A 23,683-nucleotide genomic window follows, 5' to 3' on the forward strand; every position below is an offset into this window, starting at 1 on the left:
CCAGTCTTTACCAGTTGCGGAAGCGCTTCGGCGGGTTGTACAAACCGCCCGAGGCGCGCACCAGGTCTTTCATGTTCCTGGCGGCGAGCAGGTCGCGCGTGGCGAGCCGCTTGTCGACGCCGATGTCTTCGGCGCGCTGGATAATGCCGCGATCGCGCAGGTTTTCCACCATGCGCCGGTCGCGCCCCATGCCGGCCGGCGTGTAGCCGGCCACGCCGCGAATGGCTTGCTCGCGCTCTTCGTCGCTGCGGCACAGCAGCAGGTTGGCGATGCCTTCTTCGGTCAGGATGTGGGTGACGTCGTCGCCGTAGATCATGACCGGCGGGATCGCCATGCCGGCCTGCTCGGCCAAATCCCACGCATCGAGCTTGTTTACAAACGCCGGCTGCATATGCTCGCGGAAGGTTTCGACAATCTGTACCACCAGCTTCTGGCCGCGCGGGATGGTGTTGCGGCCTTCGCGCGCCTGCTGGCCGGCTTTCAGCCACGCCGGGCTGGCATGGCGCCGGCCGCGCGCGTCCGCGCCCATGTTCGGGGCGCCGCCGAAGCCGGCGATGCGGCCCTGGGTCGCGGTCGAGGAGTTACCCTGCAAGTCGATCTGCAGGGTCGAGCCGATGAACATGTCGCAGGCGTAGTGGCCGGCGGCCTGGCACATGGCGCGGTTGCTGCGCATGCTGCCATCGGGGCCGGTAAAAAACACGTCGGGGCGCGCGCGGATATAGTCTTCCATGCCCAGTTCGGAGCCGAACGAATACACCGATTCGACGAAGCCCGATTCGATCGCGGGGATCAAGGCCGGGTGCGGATTGAGCGCCCAGTGGCGCGCGATCTTGCCCTTCAAACCAAGCGACTCGCCGTAGGTCGGCAGCAGCAGTTCGATGGCCGCCGTGTCGAAGCCGATGCCGTGGTTCAGGCGATCGACTTCGTAGGGTGCGTAGATGCCCTTGATGGCCATCATCGCCATCAGCACCTGGATTTCGGAAATCTGCGCAGGGTCGCGCGTAAACAGCGGTTCTATATAGTAGGGGCGCGGCGACTGCACCACGAAGTCGACCCAGTCGGCGGGAATGTCCACGCGCGGCAGGGTGTCCATGATGCGGTTCACCTGCACAATCACGATGCCGTTCTTGAAGGCCGTCGCTTCCGCAATCGGCGGCGTGTCTTCGGTATTCGGGCCGGTGTACAGGTTACCGTGGCGGTCGGCCGCTTCGGCCGCGATCAGGCACACGCGCGGCGTCAGGTCGATGAAGTAACGGCTGAACAGCTCAAGATAGGTATGGATCGCGCCGATCTTGAGTTTGCCGGCGGCGAGCAGCTTGGCCACGCGGGCCGCCTGCGGCCCTGAGAATGAAAAATCGAGGCGGTCGGCGACCCCGCGCTCGAACACGTCGAGGTGCTGCGGCAGTGCCAGCACCGATTGCAGCATGTGCAGGCCATTGACCCGTGCCGGATCGAGCTGCGCCAGCGCCTGGCCTAGAAAATCGGCCTGCTTCTGGTTGTTCCCCTCCAGGCAAACGCGGTCGCCCCGTTCGATCACGGCATACAGCAGGTCCGGCAGCAGCGCCGCAGGCAGCGCTTTGCCGTCGAGCGCACCGCCAAGCGAGGCGCCCGCCCGCGCCAGGCGTTCGGCGCGGTTGGTTTGCAAGGTATTCCACTTCGCTGGCGATGCACTCATCTATTTTGCTCCCATCATCATGTCAGGCAGGCCGGTCGCGATCGAAGGAAAGAGGCAGAGCAGCACCACCGCAACGAACATCAGGCCGAGGAAGGGCATGACGCCCCAGATCACATCCTTGAGCGGAATATCGGGCGCGATGTTCTTGATCACGAAGATATTCAAGCCCACCGGAGGGTGAATCAGCCCCATTTCCATCACCACGGTCATCACGATACCAAACCAGATCAAGTCAAAGCCTGCTTCCTTCAGCGGCGGCAGGATGATCGGCGCGGTCATCAGGATGATCGATACCGGCGGCAGGAAAAAGCCGAATACCACCACCATCAGCAGGATCACCGACAGCAGCACCCAGCGCGACAGGTGCATGTCGACCACCCACTGCGCAGCCGACTGGCTGATATGCAGGTAGCTCATGACGTACGAATAGAGCAGCGACATCCCGATAATCAACAGCAGCATCGTCGATTCCTTGATGGTCGACGACAGGATCGGCGCCAGGTCCTTCGGCCGCCACACATTGTAGACCACCGCGATCAGCACCAGCGCCAGCATCGCGCCCAGGCCCGCCGTTTCGGACGGGGTGGCGTAACCGCCGTACAGCGCCACCATCACGCCGATCAGCAGGACGATGAAGGGCAGCACGCGCGGCAGCATTTCGACTTTTTCGCGCAGGGTGAAATGCTCGGTTTCGAGGTAAGGCGACTTGTCGCCGCCTGCTTCGTAGATGGCCTTGGCCATGCCGTATTCCTTGCGCGCGCGGTACACCGCATAGCCGGCGAACAGGGCGACGAGCAGCACGCCCGGGCCGATCCCGGCCAGGAACAGGCGGCCGAGCGATTGTTCCGCCGCGACCGCGTACAGGATCATGGTGATCGACGGCGGCAGCAAGATACCCAGGGTGCCGCCGGCGGCGATGATGCCGGCCGCGAAACCGGGCGAGTAGCCGCGCTTGCGCATTTCCGGAATGCCGGCCGAGCCGATCGCCGAGCAGGTCGCGGGCGACGAGCCGGCCATCGCCGCGAACAGCGCGCACGCGAACACGTTGGCGATGCCGAGGCCACCGGGGACCTTGTGCAGCCAGGTATGGATGGCCGAATACAGGTCCTTGCCCGCCGGTGACTTGCCGATCGCCGCCCCCTTGAGGATGAACAGGGGGATCGAGAGCAGGGTGATGGACGCCATTTCCTCATACACGTTCTGGGTCACCGTGTCGAGCGAGGACGACGGCATGAAGAAGTACATGAAGGAGACAGCCACCACCCCGAGGGCGAAGGCGATCGGCATGCCGGAGCACATGACGATCAGGGTGACGACGCCGTACAGGGCGCCGAGAGTGAGGTCGGTCATGGAGCGCTCCGCTGGTCTGCTGGTTTGTTGGCGGGTTTATTGGTCACGTGGGCCAGCACCTGGATCAGGATCTGCAAGGTCAGGATGCTGATCCCGAGCGCCATCATGCCGTACGGGATCCACAGCGGCGGCGCAAAGGTCGACGAGGTGGTCTGGCCGTCGACCCAGGCTTCGTGAAACAGGGTCCACGACTTCCACGAAAAGAAGGCGCAGAACAGGCACGAGATCAGGTCGACCAGGAACAGGCGCACCGCGTTGACCTTCGGCGGCAGCAGCGACGCCAGCGCCTCGATGCCGATATGGCCGCGCATCGACTGCACGTACCCGGTGCAGAAGAAGGTCACGCCGACCAGCATGAACACCGCCGCTTCATCCTGCCAGTCGGTCGGCAGCTTGAAGAAGTAGCGCGACACCACCGAGTAGGTCAGCACCAGGGCGGTGATGACCAGCGCCCACATCGACAGCAGCAGCAACAGGCTATTGAGCCTGTCGAGCAGTCGCGATACTTTGGCCAGGGTGGGGTTGTCGGGCACCGCCGGCCCTTTGGCCGGCGCTAGCTCGAAGCCATGACTCACAGGGTCTTCTCCGCGAGGGCCAGCAGCTTGGCGCAGTTGGCGTTCTTCTCGCGGTAGTCCTTCCATGCCGTGGTGCGCGCGATGGCTTGCCATTTCTTGACCGTGGCCGCGTTCAGGTCGACGACCTTGGCGCCGGCTTTCTGGTACACGGCGGCGACGGCGGAGTCGTCCTCCTGCGCCGATTTGCGCGCGAACGCTTCGAGTTCGCCGCCGACCGCCATCAGGATCGCCTGCTGGTCTTTCGGCAGGCGGTCGAAGACGGCCTTGGACATCATCAGCGGCTCGAACATGAACCAGTAGGCGCCGCCACGGCCGGTGGTCAGCGCTTTCGACACTTCTTCGAGACGGAACGAGATCAGCGACGTCGACGAGGTCAGCGCCGCATCCATCGCGCCGGTCTGCATGGCCGCGTAGATTTCGTTCGACGGCAGGGTGACCACCGCAGCGCCGGCTTCCTTGAGGATCAGGTCCATCTCGCGCGAGCCGCCGCGCACCTTCATGCCGCGCACGTCTTCCGGTTCGACGATCGGCTTGCTGCGCGAGGCCACGCCGCCCGCCTGCCAGATCCAGCTCAGGACCACGATGCCTTTTTCGGCCAGGATGCGGGCCAGTTCCTTGCCCACTTCGGCGTTTTTCCAGCTGTAGCCTTGCTCGTAGCTGGTCACCAGGCCAGGCATCAGGCCGATATTGACCTCCGGGACTTCGCCGCCGGCATAGGAGAGCGGGACCAGCGACAGGTCGAGTGCGCCCTTGCGCATCGCCGAGAACTGGGCATTGGTTTTCATCAGGGAGGAACCCGGATAGATCGAGAACTTGAGCGCGCCCTTGCTGCGCTTTTCCACGTCGGCTGCGAACATGCGGCACAGACGGTCGCGGAAGTCGCCTTCGTTGATGGTACCGCCTGGGAACTGGTGCGAGATTTTCAAACTGGTCGACTGGGCCCAGGCATTGTGCATCCAGAGTGGGCTCGAGGCGAGCGCGGCAAGCACGGTTCTGCGGGTCATTACGGTCATACATCCTCCAAGATGATGGAAACTGCGCGGGTGGTGGCACTACGTCGAAGGACGACGCGGCACACGCATGTAATTTGGCGTGTGGAAACGTCGTTTCTTGGTATACAGTAATATTTCTAAAAATACCTTGTCAAGTTCTATCGTGCTTTTATAATGAAATCTTGTATACAACCGGTAACAGTAAATACACATGACTAGCCGTTCCGTAATACTTCGCGAGAAGATCGAAGAGTTGATTGCGGTCGGCGCGCTGGCGCCCGGCCAGCATCTGGACGAGACCGAACTGGCGGCGCGCTTTGGCGTCTCGCGCACGCCGATCCGCGAAACGCTGATCCAGTTGTCGTCCATGGGACTGGTGGTGATCCGTCCGCGGCGCGGCGCGGTGGTGGCCGAACTGGGGCCGCACCAGCTGGTGGAGATGTTCGAAGTGATGTCGGAGCTGGAGGCGACTTGCAGCCGGCTGGCGGCGCGCCGCATGACGGCCGCCGACCATGTGCGGCTGCTGGCGGCGCACCTGGCCTGCCGCGAGGCGCGCGACGCCAGCGATCCGGATGCGTACTACTACAAGAACGAAGCCTTCCACGAAGCGATCTACGCGGGCAGCCATAACCAGTTCCTGCTGGAGCAGACGCGCAACCTGTACCGCCGCCTGCGCCCGTACCGGCGCTTGCAGCTGCGGGTGCGCGACCGGGTCGGCGCCTCGTATGAAGAACACGACGGCCTGGTCCAGGCCATTCTGTCGGGCGACGGCGACAAGGCCGAACAGCTCACCCGCAGCCACGTGATGATCCAGGGCCAGCGCTTCGCCGACCTGATGGCGTCGCTGCCGCAGCTGGCGGCGGGCGAGCTGGTCGAGCGGGGCGCGGCGCACGGCACGCAGCATGCGGGCGCGATGCAGCCTTGATGGCGGACGGGAGGCGCCGGTATGGGATGGTTGCTCCGGCGCGTGCCGGAACTACCGCCGATGTGTTTTTAGCGCTGCGTCCAGCTTTTTGAACAACTCCGCATGCAGGGAGCGGGTGTGGTTGTTGAATTGCTTGCGCAAGCGGCCCAGTTCGCGACACTGTTCGTCGGCCAGCAATGGTTCATTGTGCTCCAGTGCCCAGACGGCATACGCAACCCTGGTCTCCACGCCGGGAAAGCGCTCGACGAGATGGGCAAATTCCGCAGCCGCTTCGTCTTTCCGGCCCGCCGTGGAATAAGCCCGCGCCAGGAGCAAACTCAGTTTTTCCGGTTGGAAGGCGGGATGGCTGGCGCGCAGCGCCGTCAACATACGCGCCGACTCGCCAGCCTGGGCATTGGCCAGCAATGCCTGCGCCGCGCCGAAGCGAATGTCGGGGTCGCTTCCGAACGGGCCTTGCAGGCACGCTTCATATTGCTGCGCCGCTTCGGCGGTCATGCCCGCGTCGAGCATGGCGCCAGCGAGCCGGGTCTGATTCTGGGCCGTTGGCGTCAGGTCGAACGCCTCCCGGGCCTCGCGCAAGGCGCGTCCGGGGTCCAGGCTACCGAGCACGCTGCGGCCGGCGCGCGTGATGGCCTGGTCGAGGCGTGATTGCGGCAGGTAAATGGCAAAGAAGTACACCACGCTACCGAGCAAAGGGAAGCAGAACAGGACCAGCAGCCAGTACATCTCGCGGCCGGAACGAACGGCATGGACCGCGAAGTAGAGTGCGATCAGGATATGTAAGCCGACACCAAGAATGGGCACAATCGCTCCAATTATCGTTATTGTAAGAGTTTCATATTAACAATTAATCAGTCCGCACGCAATCAGAAGACCTCATGGTTTGACGGGGACGAGGAATCGAAAGTTCCCGTTGCTTGCAACTGATGCGGCCTGCTTGCCCCAGGGCTGTCAAGTGTTCAACCGCGGGTTCTAGCGCTTGCCGCTCAGTTCCACGCTATCGGTAAGCACTTGCACGGCATGTTTTAACTGGAATTTTGCGATGTCTTCTTGCGGCTCGCCCTCCATTGTTCTGCGCCGCTCGGCCTCGTTCAGGGACACCTCGTCGCTGGCCAGCTGCGCCAGCTCCTGCGCGCGCTGGGCCAGGCGCTTCTGATAGCGCAGGTCCGTTTTCATGCGTTGGGCGTGCAATGTGCGCAGGCTCGGCAGCAGCTCACCCAACCCGGCTTTCTTCGGTATGGTCTGCGCGCGGCATGCCGGACGCGCCGACAGGGTGGCATCGTCCGCGCTGGAAGCGCCGAGGCTGCCGGGTACGACGACGTCGGGACGAACGCCGTGGCCCTGAATCGGCTCGCCTCCGGCGCGGCACAGGGCGCCGACCGTCAGCCGCACGTCACCAAGCTGGCTCGCCGGATTCTTTCTGAACTCGTGGAGCCTGACCAGGCTTTGGATGCTGCCGCGTCCGGCGCTGGTGTCGCCGATAATCAGCCCGCGCCCATAGTCCTGAATGGCCGCCGCCACGACCTCGGTCCCGGCGGCCGAGCCCTGGTCGATCAGGACCGCCAGCGGCCCATCCCAGGCCGGCGCGGCCGCCTGCGCTTCGGCGACGGTCAGGCCGCGTTGCGTTTCGATGCGCTGCGCCACCGCAACGCCAGGCAGGAACAGCCCGGTCAACGTGATTGCCTCGTCCAGGGTGCCGCCGCCGTTGTTACGCATGTCAAGCAGGATCGCATCGGCCTGTTGGGCCTTCAGTGTTTCCAGCGCGGCCGCGACATCGCGCGTGACGCTCGCATAGTCCTTGATACCGGCTTTTCGCGCCGCAAAATCCTCGTAGATCGTGGGCACCACAACGATGCCGATCCGGTAGCTGCTGGCGCCGCGCTCGACCAGTTCGAGGCGCCCGCTGGCGCGCAGGCCCGCCACCTTGAGCCTGGCGCGTGTCAGCACCACCCGGCGCGGCGTGCTGCCGGGCGCCACGCCCTGTGCCAGGAGGTCCAGCTCGACCCGCGAGCCGGCCACGCCGCGCAGCAGGCCGACCACCTCGTCCACCCGCCACCCGACCACGTCGGTCATCGGCTGCCCGGCATCCTGGGTGATCCCGACGATGCGCTCGCCCAGGGCGATGGCGCCGCTGCGTTCGGCCGGCCCGCCCAAGGGTAGCTCGAAGACGGTGACGAAGTCGCCTTTTTGCTGTACCGCCATGCCGATGCCGACCAATCCGGGGCGGGCGCGCTCGGCCAGCGTTGTCGGCGGAGCGAGATAGGCGCCGTGCGGGTCGAGATGCAGGAGGGCAGCGTGCAGGTAGGTGTTGACAACCTCCTCGCTACGCATGGTGCGCACGTTCTGCAACTGCCGCTCATAGCGCTGCCGCAGGGTTGTCACGATGTGTGCTTGCGAACTGCCGGCCAGGCGCAGCTTGAGGATATCGTCCATGACGCGCCGCCGCCACAGGTCGCGCAGGGCGTTGTCGTCCGGCTCCCAGGCGGCGTTCGAGCGCGCGCGCTGAAAGCGCTCGTGTCCGGCAAAGTTCATGTCGCGCAGCAGCAGGTCCTGCGCGTGCGCATACAGCATTGCCGAGCGCGCCAGGTAGGTCGCAAACACGGCGTGCGCCGTCGCCAGCTGCTTGCCGTCGCCGGGTTTGTCCAACTCGGCGCGCTCGGCCGCCATGGCCGCCAGGGCGGCCTGGGTAAATATCAGGCGGTCCGGATCGAGTACCTTGACGAAGCGCTCGAAAGGACGCGCGCCAATCCCGCTGGCTTGCCCTTCCGGTTTGTAGCGATAGCGTTCTGTGATCTGCGCTATCAGCAGCGACGCTTCCTGTTGTGATGCCGTCGGCGGCGACAGCGGCGCCACGTCGGATGCGACAGCACTGCCCGCCACCGTGCCAATCAAAAGAACTGCCCCGAAACCGAACTTCATCTATCTTCCCTAACAGAATATACAGCCACACAATGAAAAGCTGACTCAGACAGCTTAGCATGTTCCATGAAGCAATTTCCATGGCCTGCGTATTGACATGGCCACGGCGCTACGCGGGCAAACTGTTCCAGCTGCCGTAGATTTCGGAAACGATTTTCTGCACGCGCAGGCTGTGCGGATAGGCGGCGGCGTAATCACGGGCGCGCCGCACCGCACCGGCGAAGGGACCGCGCTTGCCGACGCGGACCATCAATTCCTTGCCCTCCGGCGTACCCAGATAAGCGATCAGCTTGCGCGGATCAAGCTCCGGGTCGTCCAGGTGCGCCATGACGGTGATCTCGTACGGCTGGCGGCTGACCCATTGCTCGGTCAGGGCGCTGGCGTGCAGCCAGCCGGCGTAGCGGATCGCGTCCACGTAGCCGAAGCTGTCGGCATTGCGCGGGAAGTCGATGCGGGTGCGGCGCAGCAGCTCGCCGACGGCCTGGCGCGTCTCGGGCAGCATCGGGTCGAGCAGCTTGCTGCCGAAGCCGGCCACCATCACGTCCACTCCGTAGCGCGATTGTTCGGCGCCGATCAGCTGCACCAGGCGCAGCTGCTGCTCGCGCGGCGCAAAGCGCAGGGCGCGCGCCAGCTCGCCGGCGACTTCTTCACTTTCCATCAGGCCGGCGCGCTTGGCGCGCAGCAGGATCTCGATGGTTTCGTCGGCGCCGACGGCCTGCGCCAGCGGGTAGGTGGCGCTGCGCGCAATGCGCCGGCTGGGCGAGGCGGCCAGCGCGCGCAGTTCGCCCACGATGGCGTCGTTCATGCCGGAGGCATTGCTGCGCGAGTACAGGGTGGCGAGCAGGCGGATCTGGTCGATCTTGTCGTTTTCCGAGCGGGCCGCGTGCAGGGCGGCGCGCACGCGCTTGACGTTGGCCGCGGTCGGGGCCAGGCGCAGCGTGTCTGCGGCCCGGACGGCTGGCGCTGGCGCGCGGCCAGGCGCCGCTACTGCGGTGAAGGATGCGCAAATCGCCAGAATGGCCAGTGCACTTTTCATGTGGTCTCCAGAGTTGATACAGCGGGAACCAGCAGTGTGCTATGCCATTCTTGATCATTGTCAAAGCTGCATCGCGTAGCAAAAAACGCCACCGCGCGTAGCAGCCGGACGCACGATGACAGCTCCTTGAGGAAGGCGCGCATCGCCAATAACCAGACCAGCAAATTCGTCTGCCGTTCACCGCTGTGCTACCTTGCTTGCCGTGCAACTTCGCGGAAATCCTCGCACAGCGCTCCTGACACGTTTACACTTGTTGCAGTGATCAGCCGCGCATGCGAGCGCGGCGCTCTATATTTTAGGAAACTCGCATCTATGTCCCAGCAAAACGTCACAACTAATGAATTTGGCGTGATGACTCTTAATGGCAACACTGCCGCTTTCGAGACCGAAATCGAGATGCCTTATATGAAGTCGGGCCGCATTTCGATAGCTGCGGATGGGTTCGAAGTGGGCCTAGAACGAATGCACGCCTTCGTGGCATGGATGAACGTCAACCACCAAGGCTTCAAGCTTTCGCTTGAACGCGAAATTCAGAACTACGACTTGGTCTTGGATGATGTTTGGGATTCGATCCTCGGCAAGGAATGGACTGATGCGGACGAAGGGTTCTTGGAAAAGCACCTCAATTACGAGTCCGTCGATTTCAATCGCGGTTCGATTTACATGTGGATCGATACCTCTGGCCTCCACACTGACCATATGATTAGAGTAACCATGAACGAGGCAATTGAGATTGAATGCTGCGAGATGCTGTAGCCTCGGACGAGATGACTTGACACCGAAACCTTCAATTGTGCAGGCGCTAACGCAAGTGAGAAAGACGGTTTTGTAAACACAATTCCATTGCAAGCTTCCGTGCAACCTATTGATGTAAGAGAAGTTCTTCAGCGCTAGCGACTTGTGTATAAAGGCATGCACGCCGACCGGCACGGCGCGCAAGACTTGTGTATCAGGAGGTGGGTTGCGTAGTATCAATCAGGGATACTGGGTTACGTAGTGATCCCAAACAAGCCAAGCGTTTCGCCAGCGATTCTCAAACCAAGGTGTTGTCGTCAGAGGAAAAAATGAGTGAGGAAGTATTAACTTTAGAAATGTTCCATAGTTCCACTTTTGCGGATGGTGCGGTGCGAGTGGAGATGGATGGTATTTTACATATTGGACCAAAAGGATTTTTTATTCTTTTTTCGCACGAAAAAATCAAAATTCCTATTATTGAGGAAGGAATAGTACGAAGACTCCTGCATGCGGTTCCGTGTTATCTGGGTGGGGAAAACCTATATCGTGACACTGTACGCGTTGTTGCGACACTTCAAAAGATGGATGGTAGGGTGAAAATTAGGACGATTGAATCCGGGGTGCTGACTCGAGAAGAGGAAGAAGAGGAAATATACGCTTTTTAGTTGATCGAATATTGAAAGGCTCTTCCGGCTCTGGCAACTGTAAGGTCATGCCCTTATACATACGTCGTCAGGGACACGCATACGCTGCCAGGAAGAAGCTGACAACGCGCGCCCGTTTTCTAGCTTGGATCGGCAGGGTAACGCCATGCGGGCGAAAGCGGAACCAGCGATCAGTGAACATATCGAGATTTTCTGTACCGCCAGCGGCGTCATTCTCGCTTTAACTACGTTTTCCTGGCATCGTTCGTCGAGGATTTCGGAGAACAAGAGCTGGCGGCTTTAAACCGGGGGGCTATTGACGGCACCCCCGGATTTAATGAGGCAAGATTGGCGTGGCAGCCTGTTAAAGCGTTTTGAGGAAGGCGCGGATCGCCTCGTTCACCTGTTCCGGCTGGTCGATCATGGCAAAGTGCCTGGCTGGGGCCACCGTGACCACCTGCGCTTTCGGCGCGGCCTCGATCAGCGCCGCGTAGTAAGCTTTCTTGGTCTGCTCGGTCATCTCGTGGATGCTGGCGTCGGTCTCGAAATACGGCGCGATCAAGAGCACCGGCGCCGTGATCTGCGGCAGCGCCGGGCGCAGGTCCATGGCGAAGGTTTCGGCCATATACTGGAGCACCGCGCCCGGATCGCTGCGCGCACTGAGCTTGGCCAGTTCGTCGGCGCGCGCCATGTCGAGTACGCCGGTGCCGCGCATGTAGTCCTGCTGCTGCGCGGCGAAGGCGCGCTGGTCGGCCGGGGCCATGCGGCGCGCCAGCTGCTGCGCCATCTGCTCGCGCTGGCGCGGCGTGAGGTCTTCGGCGCCGGGGAACACCGGCAAGCCGTCGATGCTGATCACGCCGCCGACGGCGTCGGGGCGCTGCGCTGCCAGCGACAGCGCCAGCACCCCGCCCAGGCTATGCCCGACCAGCACCGGCTTGACCAGTTTGCGCGTGTCGATCAGCTGCGCCAGCGCGCGCTGGGCCGCTTCCATCTGCTTGCCCGCGACCGGCGCCCGGCCGTCGAAGCCGGGCAGGGTGACGATGTAGACGGTATGGTCGCCGAGAAAAGAGCGCGCAGTGCCTTGCCAGACCCACGAGCCGCTGGCCAGGCCCGGGATGAGGATCAGGGCGCGGCGGCCCTTGCCGTGCCGTTCGACCTGCACGGCGCCGATCTCGAAGCGTTCGGCGGGGACCAGGGTGGCGGCGAAGCGGTTCGCGGTCGATGGGGGCGGCGGGGCGTCGGCGGCAAAGGCGGGCGCGCTGGCGGCCAAGGTCAGGGCAAATACAAAGCGGGCGATCATGGTGTCTCCTGGTCGGGATGAAAAATCGATTCGAGCGGCTGCGCGAACAGCCGGGCAATGGCAAACGCCAGCGGCAGGCTCGGGTCGTAGCGCCCGGTCTCGATGGCGTTGACGGTCTGGCGCGATACCTTGAGCAGGTCGGCCAGGTGCGCCTGGCTCCAGCCGTGCTGCGCGCGCAGGTCGCGGATGGTGTTGTTCATTTATTGGTGATCTTGCGCACCAGGACGATGAGCAGCCAGCTGGCGGCCATGATCGGCCAGACCACGAACATCGACACGCGCGGAAAGCCGGCCAGCTCCAGGAAGCCGTAGCTGAAGGTCAGGCTGGCCGTGATGGCGGCGCTGATCGCGATGTTTTGCAAGGTCACCTGGCGCACGAATTCGTCGACCCGCCGCATCTGGCGCACGATGGCCCACACGGCCAGCGCCACCCCGAACACGGGAGCGGCCAGGATGAGGGTGCGCGCCGGCCCGTTGGGCAGTTCCTTGCCGAACGCGATCGACATCGCCAGCAGCAGCCAATAGACGCCAATGGCGCCAAACAGCTCGCGCAGGTAGCGCCGGCCGATGATCTTTTCGTGCATCTCCGCCTCCGTGATTGTCAAGTATGCTTTACATAGTAGGCAGCAAAGCATGCGATGTCAAGCATGCTTTACATCTGTTTTTCGGCTCCTGAAGTCGACTACAATGCGGGTCGTCCACACGCCGTACCGAGAATGCCATGCCCGAAATTTCACCCCAAGCCCGCGTCGCCGTCATCGGCGGCGGTCCGGCCGGCCTGATGGCCGCCGAAGTGTTGAGCCAGGGCGGCGCGGCGGTCGCTTTGTACGACGCCATGCCGTCGGTCGGGCGCAAGTTCCTTTTGGCGGGCAAGGGCGGCATGAACATCACGCACTCGGAGCCGGCGCTGGACTTCGGCAAGCGCTATGGCGCGCGCGCCGCCCAGGTGGCGCCGTGGCTGGCCGGCTTCGACGCGCAGGCGGTGCGCGACTGGATTCATGGCCTTGGCGTGGACACCTTCGTGGGCACGTCCGGACGCGTGTTCCCGACCGATATGAAGGCGGCGCCCTTGCTGCGCGCCTGGCTGCACCGCCTGCGCGAAGGCGGGGTGCAATTTCACATGCGCCATCGCTGGCTGGGCTGGAACGGCGAAGCGCTGCGCTTCGCCACCCCGGACGGCGAGCATGAAGCGGCGTTCGACGCGGTGATCCTGGCGCTGGGCGGCGCGAGCTGGGCGCGTCTGGGATCGGACGGCGCCTGGGTGCCGCTGTTGCAGGAACGCTCGGTGGCGGTGGCCCCGCTGGTGCCGTCCAACTGCGGTTTCGACACTGCCTGGAGCGAGCATTTCAGCAGCCGCCACGCGGGTGCGCCACTGACCACCGTGGCCATCACCGCGCAGGGCGCCGCGGGCAGGCCGCACAAGCGCCAGGGCCAGTTCGTCATTACCGCCGGCGGCGTCGAAGGCAGTTTGATCTACGCCTTGTCGGCCGAGCTGCGCGAACAGATCGCCACCAACGGCAGCGCCACCATCTGGCTCGACCTGGTGCCCGATTTCAGCGCCGAAAAAGTGTTCGAGGAAGTGACGCGCCCGCGCGGTTCGCGGTCGATGTCGAGCCATCTGCAAAGCCGGCTGGGGATCAAGGGCGTCAAATCCGGATTGCTGCGCGAATGCCTGTCGGCGGCCGAATTCGCCGATACGGCGCGCTTGGCGCAAGCCCTGAAAATGCTGCCGGTGACCCTGCAACGGGCGCGCCCGATCGACGAGGCCATCAGCAGCGCCGGCGGTGTGCGCTTCGACGCGCTCGACGCCAACGCCATGCTGCACGCCGTCCCTGGCGTGTTCGCCGCCGGCGAGATGGTCGACTGGGAAGCGCCGACCGGCGGCTACCTGCTCACCGCCTGCTTTGCCAGCGGCCGCGCCGCCGGCCTGGGCGCCTTGGCCTGGCTCACTCGAAGCTGACGTCGCCCGAGCCGTTGCGGCTGACATTGCGCTCGCCGGGGCTGCCGTGCACGCTGATGTCGCCGCTGCCGCGCAGGTTGACCGAGGCGCTTTTGCGGGCCTGGACCACGGCGCTGCCGGAACCCATTAAATCGATGGTGACGCTCTCGGCGCTCAGGTGCTCGGCGTCCAGGTCGCCCGACCCCATCTGCGCCACCTTGAACGTCCTGGCCGCGCCCACCACCGTCATGCTGCCCGAACCGACCACGTTGACATCGACCTTGTCGCTGTTGCCGCCATTGAGTTCAATATCGCCGCTGCCTTGCAGGCCGGCGTCGATCTCGCGGTAGCGGCCATTGAACTTGACGTCGCCCGAGCCGTGCAGTTGCAGTTCGAGCTTGTCGCCGCTGAAACCGTTGACGGTGCTGTCGCCGCTGCCGCGGATGCGCAGGGTGTCGAGCGCGGGCAGCACCAGCACCACTTGCAGCGGCTGTTTATGGTGCAGCAGCATGCCCTTGGTTTCGATATTGAGCGTGCTCCCTTCGCTGATGGTTTCCACATTGCCCAGCAGGCGCTGTTCGCCGCGCACGGTCAGCGACGGTACCGCGCCCTGGCGCAGGGTCATGTCGATCGGGCCGCCCAGGTTGATCGTGGTGATGCCGCTTGATACCGTGCGCGTTTCGCTGGTGAGCATGCGGCCTTCGGGATTGCTCGGGCGGGCCGTGCCCTGGGACCGCAGCAAGCTGTAGAACAGGGCGATCAGCATGAACGCGAGGAGCAGCAGGCCGAAGCCGACCTTGAGTAATGAGCGCATAAGATTCTCCGGTTCCGCGTTTAGTTGCCCTTGAGCAGGGAAACATTCATGTCGACATAGCGCCGGATGCCGATCATCGTGTACTTCGTGATGACCAGGCAGAGCAGGAAGATGACGATCCCGGCCAGCACGATGCCCAGCCCGAAAAAGGTTTGCGTGGTGCGCGAGCCGGGTTCGAGTTCGGTGGTGATGCGCACGCCGCGCCCGGCCGCTTCTTCGGCGCGCCGCACCACGCTGCGCTGTTTGGCCTCGCTCCCCGCCGCGCGCGCCGCCGCAGCCGCTTGCTGGGCCACGCCGCGTACCGCGTCGCCCGCTTCGCGCGCCACGCTGGCCGCCTCGCCGGTGCTGGCGATGGCTTTTTCGACCACGTCGCCGGCGTCCAGAATGGCGGCGGCGGTGTCGGCCTGGGCCTTGGCCTCGGCTTGCTGGCCTTCATCGTTGTCGACGCGCGCCTGGTGAAATTGCACGCCGTCTTCGCCGATCGACACCGTCACCTGGAGCTTGTCGCGCTCTTCCTCGGATGAGTTGCGCAGGATCATCTCGCGGAACGGGCCGTCCAGCACCAGTTCGGTCGCGCCCGACAGGCCGCTGGCCGTAATGGCAATGCCGGCTACGTAAAACGCCAGTCCGGCCGCGTACAGGATCGCCAGGAAGGCGGCGTACACCAGCGCCGGCACTACCATGAACAGGTTGAAGATGGCCAGGCCGGCGATCGACACCAGCAGGCGCAGCATGTTTGCCGGATTTTTCTTTTGCTCGAAAGAATGCATGTGCACGCTGGCGCGCAGGGTCATGGCGATCTTTTTCGGGTCGTCCAGTTCGGCCGCCACGTCTTGTTCGGTGCGGCCGGCGGCCACGCCGTCGACGAAGCGCTGCTCGTAATAGGCCAGGGTCTTGGCCTGGGCTTCGGCGGAAATGCCCGCCATGGCGCGCCGCAGCGCGTCGAGATAATCGCTTTTGCCCATGATGATTGCCTTTGCGCCGTTGATCAGGAGTGGCTCAGCGCCACGCCCGAATGAAAAACCTGCAAGTCGGGCATGATGATGACGGCGGTACTCGCGACCACAAAAGCCAGTAATGCGAGGGCGCGAAGTCCGAGTGCGATGTTCATGTGCTGTCCGTGTAAAAAACCTGTTTCGATGGTGCTACTGTACGAAAACGGACGGTTCAGCTCCAGCGGAATGCGACAGGCTGCATTTTCAGCGCCGCAAACGACCATTTCGGGGGATAGCCGTTCACTTGCGCCTGGCTGTGAGCAGGCGCGCGGCCGCCACGCCACTGCGCACGGCCGATTCGATGGTGGCCGGGTAGTCGCTGGCGGTGTAGTCGCCGGCCAGCACCAGGCGCGCCAGGCCAGTGGCGTTGGCCGGGCGCGCCAGGCCGGGCGTGCAGGCGAAGGTGGCGCGCTTTTCGCTGATCACCTGGACCCAGTCCGGGCGCGCCAGTTCCGGCCGCCCCAGCACGTCGGCCAGTTGATCGGCCACGGCCTGGGCCAGCGCTTCGCGTCCCGCTTCGGAAGCGGCGCCCGAAGCGCTGATGACCACCGAGAACATGCCGGCCTGGGTGGAATCGAGCTGGCCGCGGTCGAACACGAACTGGCCCCAGTGGCCGCTGGCGGCGTTGTCGCGCAGGGCGTAGAAAGGCAGTTCCAGGCGGGTCGCGGCCGGATATTGCAGATAGCAGGTGGTGATCGGTTCGTACTCGAAGTGCCCGAGCGAAGCCGCCAGGTCAGGCGCGCCGGCCTGTTCCAGCAGGGTGGCGGCGGCCGGCGGCGGCGTGGCGATGACCACGGCGTCGAACACCTCGTCGCCGCCAAGCCGCCAGCGGCCGCCTTGTGTTGCCAGCGACGCCAGCGACGCCACCTTGGCGCCCAGGCGCACGCTGCCGCCGCGGCTTTCGACAAAGGCGGCGGCGGCCGCCGGAAACAGCGCGCTCAGGTCCAGGCGCGGCAGCAGCATGTCGGAACTGGCACGGGCAGCGCCCAGGCTGTCGCGCAGCACGGCCAAAAAGACCTGGGCCGAGGCGCGTTCGGGCCCGGTGTTGAGCGCGGCCAGGCACAGCGGGCGCCACATGAGTTCGATCAGGCGCTCGGTCTGGTCGTAGCGCTCCAGCAATTCGCTGACGCTGCAATCGTTGTGCAGGCGCCAGTCCATCCAGCGCGCGGTCGAGGAAAAGCGCGCCAGCGCCATCTTGTCGGCCCATGCCAGGCCATCGGCGCGCAGCAGGGCGACGGCCAGGTGCAGCGGCGCCGGCAGGCGCGGGACGACAAAATCCATGCCGCCGCTGCCCTTGGGATAGCGCATTTGCAGGGGCAGGTGCAGCATGGCGGCGCGCAGGTCGATGCCGACCGCGCGCATCAGGCGCAGCGATTCCTTGTAAGCGCCGAGCAAGATGTGCTGGCCGTTATCGAGCTGGCGGCCTTGCACATCGACCGCGCGCGCCCGTCCGCCCAGCGTGCGGGCCGCTTCGAACAGGGTGACCTTGCAGCCGGCGCGAGCCAGTTCGACCGCCGCGCTGCAACCGGCCCAGCCGCCACCGATGACGGCGACGCTGTTTACTGCGGGCTCAGCCACGGATGTAGGTCTTCCACGCCAGCCAGAGTTTGCGCAGCGGCGTGAGCGAAATGCGCTGGTTCAGGACGTGGAATTTGTCGCGTTCGATTTCGTCGAGCACGGTGCGGTAGATGGCCGCCATCATCAGGCCGGGGCGCTGGGCGCGCCGGTCTTCCTTGGGCAGCAGGGCGAACGCTTCGTCGTAGACCTTTTGCGCGCGTTCGGTCTGGAAACGCATCAGGTTTTCGAACTTGTCGCTGTGGCGCGCGTTGAGCAAATCCGCCGCCGTGACGCCGAACTGTTGCAATTCGTTCACGGGCAGATAGATACGGCCCTTGCGCGCATCTTCGCCCACATCGCGGATGATATTGGTCAGCTGGAATGCCAGACCGAGCTGTTCGGCGTATTCGAGCGTCTTCGGATTGGTCACGCCGAAAATGCTGGCCGACAAGATGCCGACCACGCTGGCCACGTGCCAGCAATAGCGCTTCATGGCGGTGTAGTCGAGGTAGCGGGTCTGGTCGAGGTCCATTTCCATGCCGTCGACGATGGCCTGCATGTGCTTTTCCTGCAGGTCGTACACGGTCAGGTGCGGCTGCAAGGCCAGCGTGACCGGGTGGGTCGGCGCGCCGGCGTACATGTTTGCCAGTTCGGTGCGCCACCAGGCCAGCTTGATGCGCGCGATCGACTGGTCGGTGCATTCGTCGACCGTGTCGTCCACCTCGCGGCAAAAGGCGTACAGCGCGGTAATGGCGCGGCGCCGCTCCGGAGGCAGGAACAGGAAGCTGTAATAGAAGCTGGAGCCGCTCTGGACGGTCTTTTGTTGGCAGTATTCGTCTGGAGACATGGTCAAAAATGCAAGGGTGTGCGAAGCGAAGCCGCTATTCTATAGCCGATGTGCTCCGGACGAGAGGGGCGATGACGGTTTTTTCACGGGCAAGGGCCGATACAGCGGTTCACATCCGCACTGCGCGCCACAGAATCGCCATCCAGTCCAGCATTTTGAGCTGCGGGCGCTGGTTGAAGACGTCGTAGTCGACTTTTTCGATTTCTTCCAGGATGCGCAGGCCGCCCTGGATGATCAGCCGCAATTCCCAGCCGATACGGCCCGGCAAACGGCGCGCCAGCGGGGCGCCGCTGTGCATCAGGGCGCGCGCGCGCGCCACCTCGAAGGCCATCAGCGGGCGCCAGTTGCCGCCGGTGTTGTGCTTGTCGAGCTCTTCCGGCGCCACGCCGAAGCGCTGCAAGTCATCCATCGGAATGTAAATACGGTCTTTTTGGCGGTCGATGCCGACGTCTTGCAGGAAGTTGATCAATTGCAGCGCCGAGCAGATGGCGTCGGAATCGCGCACGTTGGCCTCGTCCACGGCGCCGTACAGCGACAGCATCAGCAAACCGACCGGGTTGGCCGAGCGCCGGCAATAGTCGAGCAGCAGCTCAAAATTTGCGTAGCGTTTTGTAGCGACATCCTGCTTGAACGCCGAGAGCAAGTCGTAAAATGGCTGGAGCGGGAGTTTGTACTGGGCGATGACTTCGGCCAGGCGCCGGAACAGGGTGTCGCGCTGGTGTTCGCCGCGGCCGATGGCGTCGAGCGCGGCTTCGTAAGCGCTCAATGCGGCAAGGCGCTCCGTGCCGCTGGCGTCGCCTTCGTCGGCGATATCGTCGGCCGTGCGGGCGAAAGCGTAAATCGCTTCAACCGCCGGCACCAGCCGCCTGGGCAGCAGAATCGAGGCGACAGGGAAATTCTCGTAGTGATCGACAGGCATGGCTTATTAATGACGCAAAAGTCATTTGCAAATAAAACTTGCAGGATTATAATTACTAACCAGAAAGTCAGTTAGCTCTCAGGGTCGGCGAAGTAGTAGCATCCCGACATCATCGCCGTGCCCTCGGGTGGCGCCCACCGCATAGTAAAGGAAAACACCGTGTTCCCCGTGAAAAACCTGCGCCAAAGACCTTTGGCACCGACGACCATTCTCAGCGCCGCCGTCATGGCCGCCTTGCTGGCAGCCTGTTCCAAGCCCGTGGAGAAGAAGGAAGACATTCGTCCGGTGCGTGCCATGGTGCTCAGCGCCAGCACCGTCGGCGTCAACGCCGAGTTCGCCGGCGAGGTGCGCGCGCGGGTCGAATCGCGTCTCGGGTTCCGGGTGGGCGGCAAGATTACCGCGCGCAAGGTCGACGCCGGCACCGTGGTCAAGAAGGGCCAGGTGCTGATGCAGCTCGATCCGCAAGACTTGAAGCTCTCGCAAGCCCAGGCCAAGGCCAACCTGCGCGCCGCCGAGACCGGGCGCGACCTGGCCAAGGCCGAGCTCAAGCGTTATCAGGAATTGCGCGTGAAGAATTTTGTCAGCCAGGCCGTGCTGGACGCCAAGCAATCGGCCTACAGTTCGGCGCAGGCGACCGTCGATGCGGCCCAGGCCGCGTATTTCGGGCAGTCCAACCAGGCTGGCTATGCCACGCTGGTGTCGGATGTCGATGGTGTGGTGACGGCGGTGGACGCCGAAGTGGGGCAGGTGGTCTCGCCCGGCACGCCGGTGGTGCGCGTGGCCAAGATGGGCGAGAAGGAAATCGTCATTGGTTTGCCGGAAGATAAGGTCGAGGAATTGCGCAAACTCACCGATGTGACCGTGCGCCTGTGGGCCAACAAGGATGTGGTTATTCCCGGCAAGGTGCGCGAAGTCTCGCCGGTGGCCGACCCCGCCACCCGTACCTACGCGGTCAAGGTCTCGATTCCCGACAGCGCGGCCGACGTCAAGCTGGGCATGACGGCGATGGTGCAGTTCGCCAGCACCATGGCCACGCCGCAGATCAAGGTGCCGCTCACCGCCCTGTATCACGAAAAGAACACCACCTCGGTGTGGGTGGTCGACAAGGGCGTGGTGCGCATGGTTCCCGTGACCGTGGCCGGCACCTCCGCCAACGACGTGGTGCTGGCCGGTGGCGTGAGTGCCGGGCAGACCGTGGTGACGGCCGGCGTGAACCTGATCAAGCCGGGCCAGAAAGTGACCATCTTGCCGCCGGAGTCCTCCTCGAACGATCCGGTTCCTGTGCAGAAGAGCGCGGCTGCGCCTCAGGTCGAGGTCGCCAAATGAAGGGCGGCTTCAATCTTTCTCGCTGGGCACTCGAACATATTCCACTGACGCGCTACCTGATCGTGGCGCTGCTCTTGGGTGGCGTGATCAGCTACATGAACCTGGGGCAGGACGAAGATCCGCCGTTTACTTTCCGCGTGATGGTGGTGCGCGCCATCTGGCCGGGCGCGACCGCGGTGCAGATGGCCGAGCAGGTTACCGACAAGCTAGAGAAGAAGTTGCAGGAAACGCCCTACATCGACAAGATCAAGAGCTATTCCAAACCGGGCGAAGTGATCATCATCCTGCAACTGCGCGAGTCGACGCCCCCGCGCGAGACCGCCAACGCCTGGTACCAGGTACGGAAAAAAATCGGCGACATCGGCGGCACCTTGCCGCCGGGCGTGATCGGACCGTTTTTCAACGATGAATTCGGCGACACCTACGGCTCGATTTTCGCGCTCTCGGCCGACGGTTTTAATTATGCCGAGGTCAAGGAATACGCCGACTTCGTGCGCCAGCAATTGCTGCGCGTACCGCTCGTGTCGAAAGTCGAACAGTTCGGCGTGCAGGCCGAAAAACTCAATATCGAGTTTTCGCACAAGAAATTCGCGCAGCTCGGCGTGCCGTTCGAGGTCATCGCCAACCAGATTGCCACCCAGAACGCGGTCGAGGCAACCGGCGTGCTGGTCACGCCGACCGACAACCTGCAAGTGCGCGTCACCGGCGCCCTGATGAGCGCCAAAGACCTGGAAAACCTGGAACTGCGCGCCAACGGCACTACCTTCCGCCTGGGCGACTTTGCCACCATCACGCGTGGCTACGAGGATCCGCCACGCGAAAAGATGCGTTTCAACGGCAAGGAAGTCATCGGCCTCGGCGTGTCGATGGAAAAGGGCGGCAACATCATCGCGATGGGCAAGGGCCTGGACGAGACTGTTGCACGCATCAAGGCCAAGCTGCCGGTCGGCATTGAACTGGAACGGGTATCGGACCAGCCGCGCGCGGTGACGGCCTCGGTGAGCGAATTCATCAAGGTGCTGATCGAAGCGGTGGTGATCGTGCTGGCGGTCAGTTTCCTGGCGCTGGGCTTGCATACCAAGCCGCTGCGCATCGATGCGCGCCCGGGCCTGGTGGTGGCGCTGACGATTCCGCTGGTGCTGGCGATTACCTTCCTGTTCATGCGGTTTTTCAACATCGACCTGCACAAGATTTCGCTCGGGGCGCTGATCATCGCGCTCGGCTTGCTGGTCGACGACGCCATCATCGCCGTCGAAATGATGGTGCGCAAGATGGAGGAGGGCATGTCGCGCTTCGACGCGGCCACCTTCGCCTACACCTCGACCGCGATGCCGATGCTGACCGGCACCCTGATCACGGCGGCGGGCTTCCTGCCGATCGGCCTGGCCAAGTCGGCGGCCGGCGAGTACACCTTTTCTATGTTCTCGGTCAATGCGATCGCGCTCCTGATTTCGTGGCTGGTGGCGGTGGTGTTTACGCCGTATATCGGTTACATGATCCTCAAGGTCAAGCCGCACGCGGCCGGCGAGGGCGAGCGCGACATGTTCAACACGCCGGGCTTCCAGCGCTTCCGCCGCATCGTCACCTGGTGCGTGGAATGGCGCAAGACCACCATCGCGCTGAGCCTGTTCGTGTTCTTCCTGGGCGTGTACGGCTTTAAGTTCATCGAGAAGCAATTCTTCCCGGATTCGAGCCGGCCCGAGCTGATGGTCGAGATGTGGACGCCGGAAGGCACCGCGTTCAAGGCCAACGAAGCGCTGGTCAAGAAATTCGAGAAGCTGATGGCCAAGGAAACCAATGTCGAGAGCGTGACCAGCTACGTCGGCAACGGCAGCCCGCGCTTTTACCTGCCGCTGGACCAGATCTTCCCGCAATCGAACGTGTCGCAGATCGTGGTGCTGGCCAAGGGCCTGGAGCACCGCGAGGCGTTGCGCCTGAGGATTGTCGACATCTTCGCCAAGGACTTCCCGGAAGTGCGCGGCCGCGTCAAATTGCTGCCGAACGGGCCGCCGGTGCCGTATCCGGTGCAGTTCCGCGTTGCCGGTCCCGAGATTGCCGTCGTGCGCGACTTTGCCGACAAGGTCAAGGACATCATGCGCGCCAACCCGAATGCCATCGGCGTCAATGACAACTGGAACGAATCGGTCAAGGTGCTGCGCCTCGACCTGGACCAGGAAAAACTGCGCGCGCTGGGCGTGACCTCGCAAACGGTGATGCGCGCGGCCAATACCATTTTGTCGGGCACCACCATTGGCCAGTTCCGCGAGGACAACAAGCTGATCGATATCGTGATCCGCCAGCCGGTCGAAGAGCGCGCCACCATTGCGGTGCTCAACGACACCAATATCCCGACCGCATCGGGCAAGTCGGTGACCATGTCGCAGATTGCGCGTGCGCACTTTGTGTGGGAGCCGGGCGTGGTATGGCGTGAAGGGCGCGAATGGGCGATCACGGCGCAGGCCGATGTGGTCGACGGCATCCAGGGGCCGACCGTGTCGGATCAGATCGGCTTGAAGCTGGCCGATCTGCGCGCGGCGCTGCCGCCTGGCTACACCATCTCGCTGGCGGGCGCAGCCGCCGACAGCGCGGCGGCGGAAGCGTCGATCGCCGCCAACGTGCCGCTGGTGCTGTTCATCGTGTTCACGCTCTTGATGCTGCAGTTGCACAGCTTCTCGCGTTCGCTGCTGGTGTTCCTGACCGGTCCGCTCGGCGTGGCCGGTGCCGCGATGGCGCTGCTGATCCTGGGCCGGCCGTTCGGCTTCGTGGCCAACCTGGGCGTGATTGCCCTGTTCGGGATGATCATTCGTAACTCGGTGATCCTGGTCGACCAGATCGAGCAAGATATTGCCGCCGGCGCGGAGCCGTGGAATGCGGTGATCGAGGCGGCGGTGCGTCGTTGCCGGCCGATCATCCTGACGGCGGCGGCCGCCGCGCTGGCGATGATTCCGCTGTCGCGTTCGGTGTTCTGGGGTCCGATGGCGGTCGCCATCATGGGCGGGCTGGTGGTGGCGACGGCGCTGACCCTGCTGTTCCTGCCGGCCTTGTACGCGACCTGGTTCCGGGTGAAAAAGCCGATCGACGCCGTCGCGCTGCGCACCTGAGAAAGTTGTAAAACCGGGGACAGACCCCGGTTTTA

The 23,683-nt window shown here is 63.8% G+C and carries 22 protein-coding genes; 6 read left to right on the forward strand and 16 right to left on the reverse strand.

All coding sequences use genetic code 11. The features are described from left to right. Positions 1 to 7 precede the first annotated feature (7 nt). The 4 genes from mdcA to F1609_RS28025 are packed head-to-tail and all read right to left on the reverse strand — an operon-like array spanning position 8 to position 4,613. Positions 8 to 1,675 (reverse strand): malonate decarboxylase subunit alpha, encoded by a 1,668-nt coding sequence (gene mdcA, locus F1609_RS28010; RefSeq protein WP_167080235.1) that lies wholly within the window; start codon positions 1,673 to 1,675, stop codon positions 8 to 10. Next, positions 1,676 to 3,025 carry a TRAP transporter large permease gene (locus F1609_RS28015; protein ID WP_167080237.1) on the reverse strand — a complete coding sequence of 450 codons (1,350 nt, stop codon included), beginning with the start codon at positions 3,023 to 3,025 and terminating at the stop codon, positions 1,676 to 1,678. Further along, entirely contained in the window at positions 3,022 to 3,600 is a 579-nt protein-coding gene (locus tag F1609_RS28020) for a TRAP transporter small permease (protein ID WP_167080239.1), read from the reverse strand. Before F1609_RS28020 ends, F1609_RS28015 begins: the two co-directional genes overlap by 4 nt. Further along, positions 3,597 to 4,613, reverse strand: a complete 1,017-nt coding sequence (locus F1609_RS28025; RefSeq protein WP_167080241.1) for a TRAP transporter substrate-binding protein — start codon at positions 4,611 to 4,613, stop codon at positions 3,597 to 3,599. The genes F1609_RS28020 and F1609_RS28025 overlap by 4 nt, the downstream gene beginning before the upstream one ends. Positions 4,614 to 4,803: 190 nt before the next feature. On the opposite strand from F1609_RS28025, the gene F1609_RS28030 reads away from it, so the two are divergent. Then, positions 4,804 to 5,517 (forward strand): GntR family transcriptional regulator, encoded by a 714-nt coding sequence (locus F1609_RS28030; RefSeq protein WP_167080243.1) that lies wholly within the window; start codon positions 4,804 to 4,806, stop codon positions 5,515 to 5,517. A 51-nt stretch (positions 5,518 to 5,568) separates the two neighbouring features. Here the strand turns inward: F1609_RS28030 and F1609_RS28035 are convergent, their stop codons facing one another. The 3 genes from F1609_RS28035 to F1609_RS28045 all read right to left on the reverse strand — a co-directional run bounded on the left by F1609_RS28035 (position 5,569) and on the right by F1609_RS28045 (position 9,472). Next, on the reverse strand, positions 5,569 to 6,321 hold the full coding sequence (locus tag F1609_RS28035) for a PLDc N-terminal domain-containing protein (RefSeq protein ID WP_167080245.1): 753 nt from the start codon (positions 6,319 to 6,321) through the stop codon (positions 5,569 to 5,571). A 168-nt stretch (positions 6,322 to 6,489) separates the two neighbouring features. After that, a complete protein-coding gene (locus F1609_RS28040) occupies positions 6,490 to 8,436 on the reverse strand; it encodes a S41 family peptidase (protein ID WP_167080247.1) in 1,947 nt (648 codons plus the stop codon). 109 nt (positions 8,437 to 8,545) lie between these two features. Further along, positions 8,546 to 9,472 carry a hypothetical protein gene (locus F1609_RS28045; protein WP_167080249.1) on the reverse strand — a complete coding sequence of 309 codons (927 nt, stop codon included), beginning with the start codon at positions 9,470 to 9,472 and terminating at the stop codon, positions 8,546 to 8,548. 312 nt (positions 9,473 to 9,784) lie between these two features. On the opposite strand from F1609_RS28045, the gene F1609_RS28050 reads away from it, so the two are divergent. Continuing rightward, a complete protein-coding gene (locus tag F1609_RS28050) occupies positions 9,785 to 10,228 on the forward strand; it encodes a hypothetical protein (RefSeq protein ID WP_167080251.1) in 444 nt (147 codons plus the stop codon). 308 nt (positions 10,229 to 10,536) lie between these two features. Then, positions 10,537 to 10,872, forward strand: coding sequence for a hypothetical protein (locus tag F1609_RS28055; protein ID WP_167080253.1), 336 nt, complete (start codon positions 10,537 to 10,539; stop codon positions 10,870 to 10,872). A 343-nt stretch (positions 10,873 to 11,215) separates the two neighbouring features. Here F1609_RS28055 and F1609_RS28060 read toward each other — a convergent pair whose 3' ends face one another. Genes F1609_RS28060 through F1609_RS28070 form a run of 3 tightly spaced genes read right to left on the reverse strand, consistent with a single transcriptional unit; the run spans position 11,216 to position 12,734 of the window. Next, positions 11,216 to 12,151, reverse strand: a complete 936-nt coding sequence (locus F1609_RS28060) for an alpha/beta fold hydrolase (RefSeq protein ID WP_167080255.1) — start codon at positions 12,149 to 12,151, stop codon at positions 11,216 to 11,218. After that, a complete protein-coding gene (locus F1609_RS28065) occupies positions 12,148 to 12,351 on the reverse strand; it encodes a helix-turn-helix transcriptional regulator (protein WP_167080257.1) in 204 nt (67 codons plus the stop codon). Before F1609_RS28065 ends, F1609_RS28060 begins: the two co-directional genes overlap by 4 nt. Then, positions 12,348 to 12,734 (reverse strand): hypothetical protein, encoded by a 387-nt coding sequence (locus tag F1609_RS28070; RefSeq protein WP_167080259.1) that lies wholly within the window; start codon positions 12,732 to 12,734, stop codon positions 12,348 to 12,350. Before F1609_RS28070 ends, F1609_RS28065 begins: the two co-directional genes overlap by 4 nt. Before the next feature lie 137 nt (positions 12,735 to 12,871). On the opposite strand from F1609_RS28070, the gene F1609_RS28075 reads away from it, so the two are divergent. After that, on the forward strand, positions 12,872 to 14,110 hold the full coding sequence (locus F1609_RS28075; protein ID WP_167080261.1) for a TIGR03862 family flavoprotein: 1,239 nt from the start codon (positions 12,872 to 12,874) through the stop codon (positions 14,108 to 14,110). Here F1609_RS28075 and F1609_RS28080 read toward each other — a convergent pair. The 6 genes from F1609_RS28080 to hpnC form a co-directional block, all read right to left on the reverse strand. Then, entirely contained in the window at positions 14,097 to 14,903 is an 807-nt protein-coding gene (locus F1609_RS28080; protein ID WP_167080264.1) for a head GIN domain-containing protein, read from the reverse strand. The genes F1609_RS28075 and F1609_RS28080 overlap by 14 nt on opposite strands. A gap of 20 nt (positions 14,904 to 14,923) precedes the next feature. Next, a complete protein-coding gene (locus tag F1609_RS34880) occupies positions 14,924 to 15,868 on the reverse strand; it encodes a DUF1700 domain-containing protein (RefSeq protein ID WP_229422107.1) in 945 nt (314 codons plus the stop codon). A 23-nt stretch (positions 15,869 to 15,891) separates the two neighbouring features. Continuing rightward, positions 15,892 to 16,014 carry a hypothetical protein gene (locus tag F1609_RS35135; RefSeq protein ID WP_267876818.1) on the reverse strand — a complete coding sequence of 41 codons (123 nt, stop codon included), beginning with the start codon at positions 16,012 to 16,014 and terminating at the stop codon, positions 15,892 to 15,894. Positions 16,015 to 16,138: 124 nt separating this feature from the next. Continuing rightward, positions 16,139 to 17,476 carry a hydroxysqualene dehydroxylase HpnE gene (gene hpnE, locus F1609_RS28090; RefSeq protein WP_167080266.1) on the reverse strand — a complete coding sequence of 446 codons (1,338 nt, stop codon included), beginning with the start codon at positions 17,474 to 17,476 and terminating at the stop codon, positions 16,139 to 16,141. Beyond that, entirely contained in the window at positions 17,469 to 18,302 is an 834-nt protein-coding gene (gene hpnD / locus F1609_RS28095; protein WP_167080268.1) for a presqualene diphosphate synthase HpnD, read from the reverse strand. Before hpnD ends, hpnE begins: the two co-directional genes overlap by 8 nt. Before the next feature lie 109 nt (positions 18,303 to 18,411). Beyond that, positions 18,412 to 19,221 (reverse strand): squalene synthase HpnC, encoded by an 810-nt coding sequence (gene hpnC / locus F1609_RS28100; protein ID WP_167080270.1) that lies wholly within the window; start codon positions 19,219 to 19,221, stop codon positions 18,412 to 18,414. A 192-nt stretch (positions 19,222 to 19,413) separates the two neighbouring features. Here hpnC and F1609_RS28105 point away from each other — a divergent pair, with 192 nt between their 5' ends. Together F1609_RS28105 and F1609_RS28110 are read left to right on the forward strand one after the other, a co-directional pair. Beyond that, positions 19,414 to 20,547, forward strand: a complete 1,134-nt coding sequence (locus F1609_RS28105) for an efflux RND transporter periplasmic adaptor subunit (RefSeq protein WP_229422108.1) — start codon at positions 19,414 to 19,416, stop codon at positions 20,545 to 20,547. Then, positions 20,544 to 23,648, forward strand: a complete 3,105-nt coding sequence (locus F1609_RS28110; RefSeq protein WP_167080272.1) for an efflux RND transporter permease subunit — start codon at positions 20,544 to 20,546, stop codon at positions 23,646 to 23,648. Before F1609_RS28105 ends, F1609_RS28110 begins: the two co-directional genes overlap by 4 nt. Positions 23,649 to 23,683 lie beyond the last annotated feature (35 nt).

Source organism: Massilia aquatica, assembly GCF_011682045.1.
Lineage (GTDB): Bacteria > Pseudomonadota > Gammaproteobacteria > Burkholderiales > Burkholderiaceae_D > Telluria_A > Telluria_A aquatica.